This is a genomic window from Brevibacterium sp. S22, assembly GCF_004745485.1.
Lineage (GTDB): Bacteria > Actinomycetota > Actinomycetes > Actinomycetales > Brevibacteriaceae > Brevibacterium.
The window spans coordinates 375,783-391,147 of sequence record NZ_RHFG01000002.1 but is presented as its reverse complement, the minus strand read 5'-3'; the positions used below and the strand labels follow the sequence as shown (position 1 = coordinate 391,147).

Sequence of the window (15,365 nt, the reverse complement as noted above, 5' to 3'; positions counted from 1 at the left end):
ATGGTCGCTGCTGAGCTCAACGCCCGGCCCCGGAAACGGTTGGGTTGGAAGACGCCGGCCGAGGCCCTGGCTAAACTATTGAACGAACACGACGATTCGACAGGTGTTGCAACGATAGCTTGAATCCGCCGCGACCCGAACGCCGCGGATCGACCAGTAAATCGCGACCCGGCGCACCCACATCGAGGCGCCCCCACGACCCTGCGCGCCCACGTCGAGGCGCAACGCCGCACCGCCCCGCCGACGCCCTCCCCAGCAACGGTGGAGCGCCGAGACACCTGCGCACGCACCGTGGTCTCGGCGCTGCAGCGTTGCTTCGGCGCCCCGGACCGCGCCACCCCGGACCGCGCCCCGCGCCGCCCGCCCCGACTTGACGATGCGTGCGCGATTGCCGGCGGCGCGTTCGCCGGAACTTGACAGCGGCGACGATCGGAACGATATTTATTGACCAGATGGTCGTTTATTCTCCGACGGGCCGACCGTCCGGGATCACGGGGAACTCTCACCGTCGTCCATACGCAGCGGCGCAGACACTCCCCGTGCATCAGCGCCCGAACCCGCGACTCGAGGAGGAGCCGACTATGGGACAGCCCGCCCACGATACGACGACCGCGGAGCCGGAGACCCCAAGCGATCCATCCCCCACCGAGGCGGCCGAAGAGACCCCCAACGAGGCGGCCCCAGAGACCGGTGCGGCCGCGATGTTCGCCAATGACCGGGCTTCGCAGCATCTGGGAATCACCGTCGATGACCACGGACCCGGTTGGGCGCAGTGTTCGATGACGGTCACCGAGACCATGACCAACGGCCACGACATCACTCACGGCGGCTACGTCTTCCTCTTCGCCGACACCACCTTCGCAATGGCCTGCAACTATCCCGGCTCGATCACGGTCGCCTCGGGCGGGGACATCGACTTCCTCAGACCCACGCACCTCGGAGACGAGCTCGTCGCTCGCGGCCACGAGATCGTCAGGCAGGGCCGCTCGGGCATCTACGACGTCACAGTCACCCGCGGCGATGACATCATCGCCACCTATCGCGGACGCTCCCGCACGCTGCCTGCCCGCAAGTAGACCCGCCTCTCACCGGCAAACAGAGCCCGGCGCTCACCCGAACCGACGATCGGCAGCCAGCCGAGACGAACGAACCCCACCGCACCCCCGTCGACGACCGGACACCTGAGCACGGTGGACCACCTCGGCGGCCTTTGGATCTGAACCACAGATGGATCTGAGACACAGAAGAGATTCTCAAGGAGACGATGATGACTGAGACCGACCTCGATGCCGGCGAACGGATGAGCCTGGACGAGCTGCGCTCCGACCAGCTGAAGAACCTCAAGACGACCGTGACGTCGGTGTACGAACGGGTGCCGTTCTACCGGAAGGCCTTCGACGACCTCGGCGTGACTCCGGCCGACATCACGAGTCTCGACGACATTGCGAAGCTGCCGTTCACGACCAAGCAGGACCTGCGCGACAACTACCCGTTCGGGCTCTTCGCGGTCCCGCAGGAGCAGGTCGCACGCATCCACGCCTCCTCGGGCACGACCGGCCTGCCGACCGTCGTCGGGTACACCATGGGCGACCTCGATCGGTGGGGCAGCCTCATCGCCCGATCCATCCTCGGCGCCGGCGGCAAACGCGGGCAGATGATGCACAACGCCTATGGATACGGCCTGTTCACCGGCGGTCTGGGTGTCCACGGGGCGGAGCGTCACGGGTTCACCGTCGTGCCGATCTCCGGCGGACAGACCCCGCGCCAGGTCCAGCTGATCCAGGACTTCAAGCCCGATCTCATCACGGCCACCCCGACGTATCTGCTCACGATCCTCGACGAGTTCCACAAGCAGGGCATCGATCCGAGGTCGACGAGCCTGAAGACCGCGATCTGCGGCGCCGAGCCGTGGACGGACGAGATGCGCAAGGAGATCGAGCAGTCCTTCAATATCAACGCCGTCGACATCTACGGCCTCTCCGAGGTCATGGGCCCGGGTGTGGCCTGCGAATCCGCGGTGACGAAGGACGGCCCGACGATCTGGGAGGACCATTTCTACCCGGAGATCGTCGACCCCTTCACCGGTGAGGTGCTGCCCGACGGCGAGGAGGGCGAACTCGTCTTCACCTCGCTGACGAAGGAGGCGCTGCCGATCATCCGCTACCGCACGCACGACCTGGCGACCCTGCTGCCGGGCACCGCACGCCCGAACTTCCGCCGCATCTCGCGCATCACCGGCCGCTCCGACGACCTCATGATCATCCGCGGCGTCAACGTCTACCCGGCGAACGTCGAGACCGTGCTCTTCGAATTCGCACCCTTGAGCCCGCATTTCCAGCTCGTCCTCACCCGACCGGGTCGGATGGATGAGATGACCGTCCAGGTCGAGGCCCGCGAAGGCGTCGGCGCCGTCGAGATCGACGGTCTCGACAAGCTCGTGGCCGCCCGGATCAAGGAGCGCCTCGGCGTCTCCTGCAGCATCGACATCAAACTGCCCGGCGACCTGCCGCGCTCGGTCGGCAAGATGAAGCGCATCATCGACCGCCGCGAAGGCGTGCGCTGAGATGAGGCGCGGGGCATGCGCTCAGGCGAATGCGGCAGTGAGTGCTGCTGTGAATGCGGCAATGAGTGCTGAGGGAAGTGCTGTGACCTGCGTCGCGGCACTCACCGAGGTGGCCGATTAGACTGATGCGCATGCCCGAATCGTCCTCACCCACGTCGACCTCACCAGCATCGACGTCGCCGACGTCAGCGTCGAACGCTTCTTCGTCGACCACCCCCGCCGAGGCGGCCGCCACGACGCCTGCCGCCTCGGGTAAGGCGGCCGCCCCGACGCCTGCCGCCTCGGCTGAGGCGACGACGCCCAAACGCTCCCGCCGCGGCCGTCCCGGCTACGACCGGGAGACCCTGATCAACAAAGCTACGGAGGTCTTCGTCTCCCGCGGCTACGACGGCACCTCCATGGACACGGTCGCCCGGGAGCTGGGCATCACGAAGTCGGCGATCTATCACCATGTGAAGTCGAAGGAAGAGCTGCTGCATCTGGCGATCAGCCGCGGGATCCGCGCCCTCGACTCCGCGGTCGAGACCGAGAGCCTGCGCGAGAACCTCACCGCGCTCGAACGCCTGCAGCTGGCCGTGCACGCCAGCGTGGTCATCCTCATCGAGTACCACCATTCGGTGACCCTGCTGCTGCGCGTGCGCGGAAACTCGCCTCTGGAACGAGAAGCCCTCGAGGCCCGCCGCAACATCGATGCGAAGGTCCGTGCTCTCGTCGAAAGCGCCATCGCCGAGGGCGGTCTGCGCTCGGACTTCACTCCCGGCCTGATCACGCGTCTGCTCTTCGGCATGGTCAACTCGATCACCGAGTGGTACCGGACCAGCTATCCTGTCGACCCCGACACCATCGCCGAGGCGGTCACGACGATGGCCTTCCAAGGGCTGGAGGCGTAAGGGACGGAAGGTCCGCCGGACTCATGGACAGCGACACCTCTGGAAGACCACAACCAGCGCTGCTTCGTCCCACGAGATGCACCTAAGCACCTTCAACCATCCGCAGCCTGACTGTCAAAAACTAACTGAACAGTACTGTGGAGCCGCTGACGACGCCAGCCTCGCTTCATGATTGCCGAGGCTCGTAGCCTCCACTTGCGCTATGAGAATATTCCTATATGAACGACCTCGTTTTCGGCCTAACTCCAGATCACTGGACAGCCATCGGAGCGATTGCCGGCGCAGTTGCCGCCGCAGGCGCCTGCGGCGCAGCCCTTATTTCCCTCAAGACAAGTCGCGACAGCATGAAATTAACGCGCAGAATACATCGTGAGACTGGCCCACTCCCAGTCCTAACCATCTGGAACCACCGGGACAATTCCGCCGAAGCAGAAAAGAATCAGACGACTCACATATTTATTATTCGAATTGAGAATCAGGGTCGGTTGAAATGTTCGATCAAGGCACCGGTCGTTGATTTAAATAGCAATGCTCGATACATCGACATTGATCCGAGATTCCATTTTGACGGTCCAGACGAAGTAACTCTCGATCCGACCGAACACCAGGACTGGACGCTGAATTTAAAGAAACTGCCACCAGAGATTCCACCATCCTCTCCGGTCCGAATTCACGTAGCAACAGTTCGTTCTGGCGGTAGATATCTTCGCAGAAAAGTTCTTCTTAACGATAGCAATCGGTTTTTAGATCGGCTACCACTGCTATTCAAGTAAGCCCGCGGGGCCCTTCCTAAATATGACCAATTGCCATTGGATACGGATATATACGGCGTTCACCTTAAACGCCTTGAGTGATAACTCTTGGCATCTAATAGTATATATGTTCGACGCAGGTCCTCAAGACTCATAGCCTTACGAATATCTGCGCCCGGTTGATGAGCATGACAAGGCCAACGAGCTCGCCAGCCTATCAATTCTCAACCAGCTGCTGTCGTCTATCTGGCTGACGACCCCATTGTCGCTTTCTGTCAACACTCGCCGTCCATACCAGTCAGTCGCAGTCATATTGCTTCTCACGGCCCAGCGGCACTTCGCAACACTACGCCGCAATCTTCCCGACTGACCACAGATTCACAGCTATCTCGGAAATAATGACATTGCTATTTCGGTACTGCGTCGATCCCAGTCCGGGCGGAATCAGGACGGTCGGCGCCACGCAGACTTGTCGACTGGGAGTCAACGATTGCCGGAAGCATCAGGACCAGAGTGCTTTGTCCTCTGGCATGGTCAACTCGATCACCGAGTGGTACCGGCCCAGCTATCCCGTCGATCCCGACACCATCGCCGAGGCGGTCACGACGATGGCCTTCCAAGGGCTGGAAGCCTGAGCGTTCGAGGGCCGTGCGCAGGTATTCCTCACGGGACAGGCCCGCGCGACTCGCAAGAGCATCCACTCTCGACAAGGTCGCCGCTGAGATATTCCGAATCAACACATCAGTCATCACGCACCCCTGAATACCTGATGATATCCATTCACTGGGTGATCTGGAATCGTGCCGCTCACGCGACCGAACTCACCCGCGACCGAGCCCGAGAGCCGACATCCCTGCGGCCACGATCCAACTCAGCGTCTCGTCCATCTCAGCCAGAAACTCTTCGCGCGGAGGCTGATAGCCGCTGATCACCCAGTCGACGACGAGCTGGAGCCCCGCACCGACGAGCACATCACCGAGGATGCGCCCCTGTTCCGCGCTCAGCTCCGGCCCGGAGAACGACGCGGCCAGTCGGTCGACGAGCTCGTCACCGATCGAGCGCGCGTGTGAGCGATAGAGCTCGTCGACACGCGAGCTCACGCCGAGGACTTCGAAGAGGTGGACCTTCGCCTCGACCGGATGACTCTGCGCCCATGCGAGGAACGCCGAGATGAAACCACGCAGCATCTCAGGCGCGGATTCGCCGTCGCCGGCGAGCACTGCGGCCCGCAGGTCGGCGACCACGTGCTCGTAGACCACGCACAGCAGATCCTCCAGCGTGCTGAACGATTCGTAGAAATAGCGCTTGTTCAGGCCGGCTCTCTCGCAGATCGCCCCGACCGTGGCCGCTCGGTATCCTTCGGTTCCGAACAGCTCGAGCCCTGCGGAGACGAGCTGTTCCCGCCGGGCTCCCTTCCGCGCTTCACGGCTGGCTCCGGCATAGGGGCGTCCTCGAGTAGTCACACTGTGATCTTGACAACATTCGCCGGTTATCGCAAACTGGTACGACTTCGTACCAGAAAGGCAGGGAATGGACTCCACCACACCGGACGCCGGCGCCGCGGCAGGACTCGGTGCTCGCACGAACAAGAGCGCCTCGGCCCTCAACGCCGTTCAACGCGAACGCGATCTCACGGCCGCCGCGGCGAATGTCTCCGACGTCGTTGTCATCGGCGGCGGATTCACCGGCGTCGGGGCCGCCCTTGACGCGGCCAGCCGGGGACTCTCGGTCACCCTCGTCGAACGCGGCGATCTCGCCTCGGGCACGAGCAGCTGGAGTTCGAAGCTCGCCCACGGCGGACTGCGCTACCTCGCCAAGGCCGAGGTCGGGATCGCGTGGGAATCCGCCGTCGAACGCGGCCGGCTGATGAACACCATCGCCCCGCATCTCATCCGACCGCTGCCGATGATCTTCCCGCTGCACCCGGGGATCGGCCGCGTCGAGGCCACCGTGACGAGCACCGGCTTCCACGCCGGCAATGTCCTGCGGATGCTCGCCCGCACCCCGAAGGAACTCCTCCCCCGCCCCCGCCGCGTCTCGGCCGCAGCAGTCCGGCGGCTCGCCCCGACGACGGCGACCGATGGTCTGCGCGGCGGACTGCTCAGCTGGGACGGCCAGCTCATCGACGATGCCCGGCTCGTCGTCGCTTTGGCCCGCACGGCCGCCGAACATGGCGCGGGCATCATCACCTACGCCGAGGCGACCGACATCGAACCCTCTCGCGTGCACATCAGAGACCGCCTCACCGGGCACGAGCACACGCTGCGCGCCCGCCAGATCATCAATGCCGCCGGCGTCTGGTCCGATACTCTGTCCGACGAAGTCGAACTGGCTCCGAGCAAGGGTTCGCACATCCTCGTGCCGGCCGCTCGCCTGGGCAATCCGGAGGCCGCGATCACCGCACCGGTGCCCGGTCACTTCGGCCGCTACGTCTTCGCCGTGCCGTGGCACAACGGTCTGGTCATGATCGGCCTCACCGACGATCCGCACCAGGGCCCGATCCCGGATCGGGCCCTTCCCGACGACGACGAGGAGGCGTTCCTCCTCGACACGATCAACGCCGTCCTCGAGGACGAACTGACATCTGAGGACATCGTCGGCGGCTACGCCGGCTTCCGCCCCCTGATCAAGAGCACGGGAGACTCCACGAGCACGGGAGGCTCCAGCAGCGCCGACCTCTCCCGCAGACACGCCCTGCTGCGCGACTCGCGGACGGGGGCGCTGACCATCGTCGGGGGAAAGCTCACCGCCTACCGACGCATGGCCGAAGATGCCGTCGATGACGTCGTCAGGGTCGGCGGGCTGCAGGCCGGAGAATGCCGAACGAGCGAACTCGGGCTCGTCGGCAAGGGAACACCCGCGCCCGGTCTGCCCGAACGTCTCGTCGCCGTCTACGGAACCGACGCCGCGAAGGTCGCCGCCTACGGTGACGCCGACCCCGCCCTCAACGAGCCCGTGCGAGAGGGAATCCCTCTGACCGGGGCGGAAGTCCGCTTCGCCGTCGAACACGAACTCGCTCTCACGGTCGAAGACGTCATCGACCGGCGGACCCGATGGGGACTCGTCGACGCCGATCGCGCCGACCTCTTTGACGCAGTGGCCCGGCTGGCTCCGGAGCTCAGCACCGAATCACGACACGAAGGATGACGATCATGGACAACACGGGGCCGCGTATGCGCTGGTGGGGCTGGGGCGAGGACGGCAATGACGGGCCCGTCAAGCCCGGCGCGAAGGTGATCCTGAGCAAGCACTGCGGGTGGCCGGCCGGAGTCGACAGGCCGCATGTGGCACTCGAGGACGTCTCACTTCCCGAATCGGAACTCACCGATGCGGTGCGCATCCGCCTCGCGGAGACAGTGGGCGAGGACTTCGTCCGCGACGACCATGCCGTCCGCGTCTCCCATGCGGCCGGGCGCAGCCTGCCCGACCTCATCCGCCTGCGCAGCGGGCAGCTGACCCACGCTCCCGATGCGGTGCTCTACCCTGCCTCCGACGCCGAGGTGGATGCCCTGCTGGCCGTGTGCGCCGAAGAATCCGTTGCGGTCGTCCCGTTCGGCGGCGGCACCAGTGTCGTCGGGGGCGTCGACGCCGTGCGCGGCGAGTTCTCCGCAGCCGTGAGCATCAGCATGGCCCGTCTCGACCGGATCGTCGACATCGACGAGGAGTCGCTGACAGCCACCGTCCAGGCCGGCGTCTTCGGACCCGACTTGGAGGACGCACTGCAGGCGCGCGGCTTCACGCTCGCACACTATCCGCAGTCCTTCGAATTCAGCACCGTCGGCGGCTGGGTCGCCACCCGCTCGGCCGGTCAGCAGTCGACCGGCTACGGACGCATCGATGAGAACGTCTACGGCCTGCGCTGCTCGACCCCGAGCGGCCCCGTCGAGCTGCGCACCACGCCGGCGACAGCGGCCGGCCCGAATCCGCGCCAGCTGTTCGTCGGTTCCGAAGGGACGCTGGGCATCATCACCGAGGTGACCCTGCGGATCCGTCGCGTGCCGAAGGCGGTTCAGGCCGACTCCTGGTTCTTCCCCGACTTCGCCTCAGGCACCGCGGCGCTGCGGGAGATGGAGCAGTCGGGCCTGCACCTCGACATCGCCCGTCTCTCCGATGTCAACGAGACCGAGTTCGGTCTCGCTCAGCTCGGCAGCGAGCTGCAGCGCAAGGGCGTTCTCGCCTATCTGCGCGCCCGCGGCATCACGACCCCCTGCCTCCTCGTCGTCCGCTACGACGGCGCCCAGCCCGATGTGCGTTCGCGTCGCTCCCAGGGCCGCTCAATCGTGCGCAGGCACAAGGGCGTCAACCTCGGCGCTGTGCCGGAGACCTCGTGGGAGAAACACCGGTTCTCGACTCCATACCTGCGTGATCAGCTGCTGCGTGAGGGGATGATCGTCGAAACGCTGGAGACCTCTGCACCCTGGTCGAAGGTGGAAGACCTCCATGACTCGATCAGGGCCGGAATCGAGAAGGAGATGGCTGACCGCGGCACCCCCGCATTCGTGCTCTGCCACGTCTCGCACCTCTACGCCGCCGGCTGCTCGCTGTATTACACGGTCTTCGCCAAGCAGCAAGTCGGAGCGGAGATTGCGCAGTGGAAGGCCCTGAAGTCCGCGGCCAGCGACGCCATCATGACAGGCGGCGGCACGATCACCCACCACCATGCCGTCGGCACCGACCATGCCCCCTGGCTGCCCGAAGAGACCGGCAAGCTGTGGCTGCGGATGCTGCGCGCGGCCAAGGCGGAGGTCGATCCGACCGGCATCATGAACCCGGGCAAGCTCATGAACGGTCCCGATCGGCTGTGAACGCCGCGACCGTACGGACGACCGTCCCTGTCATCCTCAATCCCTCCGCCCGCAACGGCGCAGTCAGGAAGCGGATCGCCCCGCTGAAGAAGGTGCTGGCCGCGGACGGTTTCAGCGCCGAACTCGTCGAGAGCACGAGCGAGGCGCACGCGACCGAGCTTGCCGCACGATTCGCCGAGCAGGGTGCGCCGATCGTTCTCTCCCTCGGCGGGGACGGCATGGTCCGTGCCGTCGCGGCGGGCCTCGTCGACACGGACACGGCGCTGGGCATCGTCCCGGGCGGCCGCGGCAACGACTTCATCGGCAAACTCGGCATCCCGAAGAACGTCTCGGCTGCCGCCGGTCTCATCGCGGGAGGCCGCAATCGCACCATCGACGTCCTCGACCTCGACGGGCGGGTCTGCGTCGGCAACGTCAGTCTCGGCCTCGACTCGCAGGTCCAAGCCTTCGCCGACTCGGTCAGACGGATCCGCGGCCACTGGGTCTACCTGTACGGACTGGTCCGTGCGATCGTCCGCGCCCGTCGCATCGAGGTGACCCTCACCGTCGATGACGAAAGCATCGACTTCCGCGGGTTCTCCGCGGGGTTCGCGAATTCCGGGCGCTACGGAGGCGGCCTGAAGCTTTCGCCAGCGGCCGAGATCGACGATGGACTCATCGACGTGGTGCTCTTCACCGATGCCGCTATCCCACTCCTGGCCTTGGAACTCGTGGCCTACATGTTCGGGGCCGGACGTCGTCTCCACCCGCACATCCGCTTCACTCGGGCCCGCGAGATCCACATCGCCGCCGCCGAGGCTGCGGATCCGATCGAGATCGTCGCCGACGGCGATGCTGTGGCGCAGACGCCGGCGACCGTGCGGATCCGACCGGGTTCGCTCACCGTTCGTGTTCCAGCCTGAATCTCATTCCGTCCGAATCCCAAACCGTCCGACCGGCTGCCCTCGCCTGATCGACGGGGACAGCCGGTCCGACTGTCAGTACTCCTTCGCCACGAGGGTGAGCACGTCGTAGTTCGCTACAGGTTCGTAGTTTTGGTTGACGACCTGCGCGTCCCAGCGGACCTCGCCGTATTCGTCGGTCTCGCGCGGGGTGATGCGCTTGGCTGTGAGCGTGACCTTGAGCGAATCCCCTGGTGAGACGGGCGTGATGAAGTTCAGACCTTCGAGGCCGTAATTCGCGAGCACCGGACCCGGGTCCGGCTGGACGAAGAGTCCGGCCGCGAAGGAGACGATGAGGTACCCGTGCGCCACCCGCCCCGGGAAGAACGGGTTCGCGGCCGCTGCCTCTTCGTTCATATGCGCGTAGAAGGTGTCCCCGGTGAAGTTCGCGAAGTGCTCGATATCGTCGAGCGTGACTTCCCGCCATTCCGAATCGAGCGCATCGCCGATGCGCAGATCCGCAAGTGACTTCGTGAACGGATGCTCGCCGAGGCGGCGCTCCGAACCATTCACCCATTCCCCGCCGATGGCGGTGAGCATATCCGGGGAGGCTTGGATCGCGGTGCGCTGCATGAAGTGTTCGACGCCGCGCAGTCCGCCCATCTCCTCGCCGCCGCCGGCCCGACCCGGACCGCCGTGGATGAGGTTCGGCAGGGGCGAACCGTGCCCGGTCGACTCTTCGGCGTCATCGCGGTCGAGGACGAGGATGCGGCCGTGCCACGGGGCGATCCGGCGGACGAACTCGGTGGCGAACTCAGCATCGTGGGTGACGACCGAGCCGACCAGGGAGCCACGGCCACGGGCGGCCAGGCGGACTGCCTCCTCGGTGTCGGAGTAGGTGATGATCGAGGTCACGGGCCCGAAGGCCTCGACGTCGTGGACGGCGTCGGCCCACGCGTCATCGGCCTGAAGAACGGTGGCCGCGACATAGGCGCCGCCGTGCTCGGCGGCGAGCCTGTCCGACTCCTCACGACCACCGGTCAGCAGGTGCGCTCCCCCGGCGATGATCTGGTCGACCGCGTCGAGGACATCGGTGCGCTGCTTGGTCGACACGACGGGGCCCAGCCGGGTGGACTTCTCGCGCGGATCGCCCACGCCCTGTGTGGCGAGCTTCGCGATGATGGCCTCGCCGACCGCCTCGGCATAGGCCTCGGGGACGAAGGTGCGGCGGATCGCTGTGCACTTCTGTCCGGCCTTGACGGTCATCTCGGCGACGACGCCTTCGACGAAGAGGTCGAATTCCTGCGAGCCGGGTCCGGCATCGGGACCGAGCAGGGAGAAGTTCAGCGAGTCCGCCTCGGCGAAGAATCGGGTGCCGCGTTGGGTCACGCAGTCGAGAGCAGAGAGGTGGCGGGCGGTGTTCGCAGAACCGGTGAAGGCGATCGCGTCCTGTTCGGCGAGGTGGTCGAACAGCGGGGTGACGTCACCGTTGACCAGCTGGATCGCACCGGCGGGGAGCAGACCGGATTCGACCATATCCGCGACCACGGCACGGGTCAGGTGCGCGGTGTCGGTGGCGGGCTTGACGACGACAGGGACGCCGGCTGTGAACATCGGCCCGAACTTCTCGAGCATGCCCCAGACGGGGAAGTTGAAGGCGTTGATCTGACATGCCAGGCCTTGCCGGGAAGTGAGGATATGGCGACCGACGAAGGTGCCGTTCTTCGACAGGCGCTCGACACCGCCGTCGAGGTGGACGGTCGAGTTCGGCATCTGCCGGCGAGCAATACCGGAATAGGTGAAGAGAGTGCCGATTCCGCCCTCGATATCGACGAAGGCATCGCGCTTCGTGGTGCCGGTGGAAAACGAGATCTCGTGGTAGTCCTTCGTGCGCTCCATGAGATAGGTCGCGAGTTTCTTCAGGATCACACCGCGCTGGTGGAAGGTGAGGCTCTGCAGCTGCTCGAGACCGGTGGTCCGAGCATGGTCGGCGACGGCGGCGAAGTCGACTCCGGCCGAGCTCACCGAGTGCAGGAGTTCTCCGGTGCCGGCGTCGCGGACGGGGCGGGCGGACTCGGTCGCTGCGGGGGTGTGCCAGGATCCGGCCACATAGGAACTGAGGATTTCGGTCATGCTTTGCTCTCCCTGGTGAAACGACGTCTCCCGGTCCACGGCGGCCGCGTTCGGCACCGCTGCCGATTCCTAGAAATATACTAACCAATTGGTCGGTAATTGTCATTGCTCGCCCCGGCCGCGGCGGTCGAGCGAAACGGCCATCGACCCACGGCACACCCCGGTGGCGTGCGAGTGACACGGAGCTCGTTCTGCTCTATGATTTGTGTCAATTACTGACCAGACAGTCAGTCGAGTCAGGAGAGAAGCGCACGACGGCCACCCGTCATTCGCCTCGCCGGCGGCACCGGCGATCACTCAGAGTCGAGGACCACCGCCGCCCGCGAGGTGCAAGGCAATGTCGCCCAGCAACCGAAAGATCCTCTGATGTCCACCACAGCACCCGGCCCCGCCGCAGCACAGCCGCCCGCACCCCATTCGATCACCCGGGAGGAGCGCAAGGTCCTCGCGGGCACCCTGGTCGGCACCACCATCGAGTGGTACGACTTCTTCATCTACGCCCAGGCCGCCGGTCTCGTCCTCTCGACCCAGTACTTCGGACCGCTGGCCGCGGACAATCCGGCACTCGGGCAGATCATGGCCTGGGCCTCTCTGGGCATCTCCTTCCTGTTCCGGCCATTGGGCGCGATCATCGCCGGCCACCTCGGTGATCGGATCGGGCGCAAGAAGATGCTCGTGCTCACGCTCATCCTCATGGGTGCGGCGACCTCGCTCATCGGTCTGCTGCCGACCTATGCCGCGATCGGAGTCGGCGCTCCCATCCTGCTCACCCTGCTGCGGATCCTCCAGGGCTTCTCCGCCGGAGGCGAATGGGGCGGGGCCGCGCTGCTGTCGGTCGAACACGCCCCGATCTCCAAGCGCGGCATCTTCGGCGCCTACCCGCAGATCGGCGTGCCGGTCGGGATGATCCTGGCCACCGGCGTCATCTGGGTCCTGACCACGGTGCTCAGTCCCGAACAGTTCGCGAGCTTCGGCTGGCGGATCCCGTTCCTCTTCTCCGTCGTCCTCGTCTTCGTCGGCTACTACATCCGCCGCCAGGTCGAGGAGTCCCCCGTCTTCGCCGAGCTCGCCGAACGCAAGGCCGAGTCCTCGGCCCCGCTGGGCACCCTGTTCAAGAAGAACACGAAGGAGGTCATCCTCTCCGCGCTCATCTTCATCGGCAACAACGCCGTCGGTTACATGATCATCGCGTTCTTCGCCGCCTATGCCTCCCGCCCGCTCGCCGAGGGCGGTTCGGTCGGCCTCGACCGGGCACCCGTGCTGCTGGCGACGACGCTGGCGAGCTTCGGGTGGCTGGTCTTCACGATGTGGGGCGGGGCGCTGTCGGACAAGTTGGGCCGCGTGCGTACCTTCCAGATCGGCTACATCCTCCTCATCATGTGGCTCATCCCGACGTTCCTCATGATCGATATGGCCAATATCTGGATGTACGGCATCGGCATCTTCGTCCTCACCGTCGGCATGGGCCTGTCCTATGGCCCGATGTCGGCGATGTACGCGGAGATGTTCCCCGCCCAGGTCCGCTACTCCGGAGTGTCGATCGGCTACGCCCTCGGTGCGATCCTCGGCGGTGCCTTCGCCCCGACCATCGCCGAGACGCTGCTCGCGGAGACCGGTTCGTCGCTGTCAATCGCGATCTACATGATCATCGTGTGCATCATCTCGCTCATCGGCGTCAGCCTCGTCAAGGAGACGAAGGGCGTTGACCTCGGCGTGACCAAGCACCACTGAGTCATCAGGTAACGCCGAGGCCGGCTCACGCCGTCGCCGGCCCCTCGCCGAGGTGATTGCCCTCAGCCCACCCCTCGAATCTTCTCCTTGCACCCGATTGTTTGGTCGATCCACGGCGCTCTGGGCGCCTGGATCACGGTGGATCGACCAAACAATCTGCCGCAGGAAACGAAACCTTGCAGCAGCTCTCGCATAGGCTGAGGGCATGACTGAAATGACGTATGCCGACGTCGAGGCGGCCGCCGCACGAATCGCCGGACGCGTGCGCCCGGTGGCGGTCGCTTCGGCGCAGCCGGGGAATCTGCCCGCTGCGGAGACCGACACCGGTGCCACTTGGAGCGCGGCACCGACGACCGATCCGGCCGCCTCGGGGCTGTACTTCGCCCTCGAATTCATGCAGTACACGGGCACGTTCAAGGCCCGCGGCGCGCAGAACTTCATCCGCACCCACCTTGCCGAGGGCACCTTCCCCGAGGCGGGAGTGACGATCGCTTCGGGCGGAAACGCTGGCCTGGCCTGCGCGTGGGCCGCCCGCGAGGCCGGGGTGCCCGCGACCGTGTTCCTGCCGGAGACCGCACCAGAGGTCAAGGTCGCGCGCCTGCGCTCCTACGGCGCCGAGGTGCGGCTGGTCGGTCGCGAGTACGCCGAGGCGGCCGCCGCCTGCCAGGAGTTCGTCGCCTCATCGGGTGCGTTGGCCTCGCACGCCTACGATCATCCGCTCATCGCCGCTGGCGCGGGCACAATGTTCACCGAAATTCTGACGCAGGTGCCTGATCTCGACACGGTGGTCGTGTCGGTCGGCGGGGGCGGGCTGTTCGCCGGTGTGGCGACGGCGGCGACCCATCACGGAGTACGGACGATCGCTGTGGAGCCGGAGAACTGCCGAGCGCTGAATGCGGCGATCGAAGCGGGTCAGCCGGTCGACGTGCCGGTGGATTCGGTGGCCTCGGATTCACTCGGTGCCCGGAGGGCCACACCGCTGGCACTGTCCGCGGCACAGTCCGATCTGGTCACCTCGGTGCTCGTCGGCGACGAAGCGATCATCGATGCTCGGCAGCATCTGTGGGATCAGCACCGGCTGGCCGTCGAACATGCCGCGGCCACGGCACTGGCCGGGATCCATGGTGAGGACGGCTATGCGCCGGGCGAGGGAGAGAAGGTCTGCGTCGTCCTCTGCGGGGCGAACACCAGCCTCGGCGATCTCTGATCGAGCGGTGACGGCCTCGGCGAAAGCTCCTCGGGCCCTCCCGATCAGCCCTGCTGAGTCAGCCCGTGCCGACGTCAGCGTGTTCGGTCGCGGTCTTTGGACTTCAGCGAGCCCTTGATGAGGCCGAAGATGGCGACCGCAACGACGACGGCGATGATGGCCTTGACGAGGAACCACGCGATCGAGAACGCGACGTTGACCACCCACCACGCGATGATGATGGCAATGATCGCGCCGATGATGCTCCACACGGTACTCATCTTCATACCTCAAGCCTAGGCCCGCGCGGGAACCGGCGCAATGACAGCGGTCACGATCCCAGCCGATCCTCAGCGACGCGGCGAGCTGTCTGCCATCACACCGCGTACGGGTCGCACCACATTTCGTCCATACCGACTTCACT

At 65.6% G+C, this 15,365-nt stretch carries 13 protein-coding genes and 1 pseudogene; 11 read left to right on the top strand and 3 right to left on the bottom strand.

Annotated elements, in window-relative coordinates:
- The 6 genes and pseudogenes from EB835_RS04060 to EB835_RS20755 form a co-directional block, all read left to right on the top strand.
- Nucleotides 1–123: pseudogene (locus EB835_RS04060) on the top strand (IS30 family transposase); the annotation flags it as partial.
- A 458-nt stretch (nt 124–581) separates the two neighbouring features.
- Complete coding sequence (gene paaI / locus EB835_RS04055) at nt 582–1,076, top strand: hydroxyphenylacetyl-CoA thioesterase PaaI (protein ID WP_135808172.1); 495 nt, start codon at nt 582–584, stop codon at nt 1,074–1,076.
- 191 nt (nt 1,077–1,267) lie between these two features.
- The gene (locus EB835_RS04050) at nt 1,268–2,563 is read left to right on the top strand and encodes an AMP-binding protein (RefSeq protein WP_135808171.1); all 1,296 of its coding nucleotides are present in this window, start codon (nt 1,268–1,270) and stop codon (nt 2,561–2,563) included.
- Between the two features lie 131 nt (nt 2,564–2,694).
- Nucleotides 2,695–3,453, top strand: coding sequence for a TetR/AcrR family transcriptional regulator (locus EB835_RS04045; protein WP_135808170.1), 759 nt, complete (start codon nt 2,695–2,697; stop codon nt 3,451–3,453).
- A 218-nt stretch (nt 3,454–3,671) separates the two neighbouring features.
- Nucleotides 3,672–4,226, top strand: coding sequence for a hypothetical protein (locus EB835_RS04040; RefSeq protein WP_135808169.1), 555 nt, complete (start codon nt 3,672–3,674; stop codon nt 4,224–4,226).
- Nucleotides 4,227–4,603: 377 nt separating this feature from the next.
- On the top strand, nt 4,604–4,840 hold the full coding sequence (locus tag EB835_RS20755) for a hypothetical protein (protein ID WP_276605978.1): 237 nt from the start codon (nt 4,604–4,606) through the stop codon (nt 4,838–4,840).
- 186 nt (nt 4,841–5,026) lie between these two features.
- Here EB835_RS20755 and EB835_RS04030 read toward each other — a convergent pair whose 3' ends face one another.
- A complete protein-coding gene (locus EB835_RS04030; protein WP_168216628.1) occupies nt 5,027–5,668 on the bottom strand; it encodes a TetR/AcrR family transcriptional regulator in 642 nt (213 codons plus the stop codon).
- 67 nt (nt 5,669–5,735) lie between these two features.
- Between EB835_RS04030 and EB835_RS04025 the strand changes: the two genes are divergently transcribed.
- The 3 genes from EB835_RS04025 to EB835_RS04015 are packed head-to-tail and all read left to right on the top strand — an operon-like array spanning nt 5,736 to nt 9,912.
- Entirely contained in the window at nt 5,736–7,352 is a 1,617-nt protein-coding gene (locus EB835_RS04025; protein ID WP_135808167.1) for a glycerol-3-phosphate dehydrogenase/oxidase, read from the top strand.
- 5 nt (nt 7,353–7,357) lie between these two features.
- Nucleotides 7,358–9,010, top strand: a complete 1,653-nt coding sequence (locus EB835_RS04020) for an FAD-binding oxidoreductase (RefSeq protein ID WP_135808166.1) — start codon at nt 7,358–7,360, stop codon at nt 9,008–9,010.
- On the top strand, nt 9,007–9,912 hold the full coding sequence (locus EB835_RS04015) for a diacylglycerol/lipid kinase family protein (protein ID WP_168216627.1): 906 nt from the start codon (nt 9,007–9,009) through the stop codon (nt 9,910–9,912). Before EB835_RS04020 ends, EB835_RS04015 begins: the two co-directional genes overlap by 4 nt.
- A gap of 75 nt (nt 9,913–9,987) precedes the next feature.
- Here EB835_RS04015 and paaZ read toward each other — a convergent pair whose 3' ends face one another.
- A complete protein-coding gene (gene paaZ / locus EB835_RS04010; protein WP_135808164.1) occupies nt 9,988–12,024 on the bottom strand; it encodes a phenylacetic acid degradation bifunctional protein PaaZ in 2,037 nt (678 codons plus the stop codon).
- Between the two features lie 366 nt (nt 12,025–12,390).
- Here paaZ and EB835_RS04005 point away from each other — a divergent pair, with 366 nt between their 5' ends.
- Both EB835_RS04005 and EB835_RS04000 read left to right on the top strand, forming a co-directional pair.
- Nucleotides 12,391–13,755 carry an MFS transporter gene (locus EB835_RS04005; RefSeq protein ID WP_135808163.1) on the top strand — a complete coding sequence of 455 codons (1,365 nt, stop codon included), beginning with the start codon at nt 12,391–12,393 and terminating at the stop codon, nt 13,753–13,755.
- Between the two features lie 205 nt (nt 13,756–13,960).
- Nucleotides 13,961–14,962, top strand: a complete 1,002-nt coding sequence (locus EB835_RS04000; RefSeq protein WP_135808162.1) for a threonine/serine dehydratase — start codon at nt 13,961–13,963, stop codon at nt 14,960–14,962.
- A 74-nt stretch (nt 14,963–15,036) separates the two neighbouring features.
- Here EB835_RS04000 and EB835_RS03995 read toward each other — a convergent pair whose 3' ends face one another.
- Nucleotides 15,037–15,228, bottom strand: a complete 192-nt coding sequence (locus tag EB835_RS03995; protein ID WP_135808161.1) for a hypothetical protein — start codon at nt 15,226–15,228, stop codon at nt 15,037–15,039.
- Between the last annotated feature and the right edge of the window lie 137 nt (nt 15,229–15,365).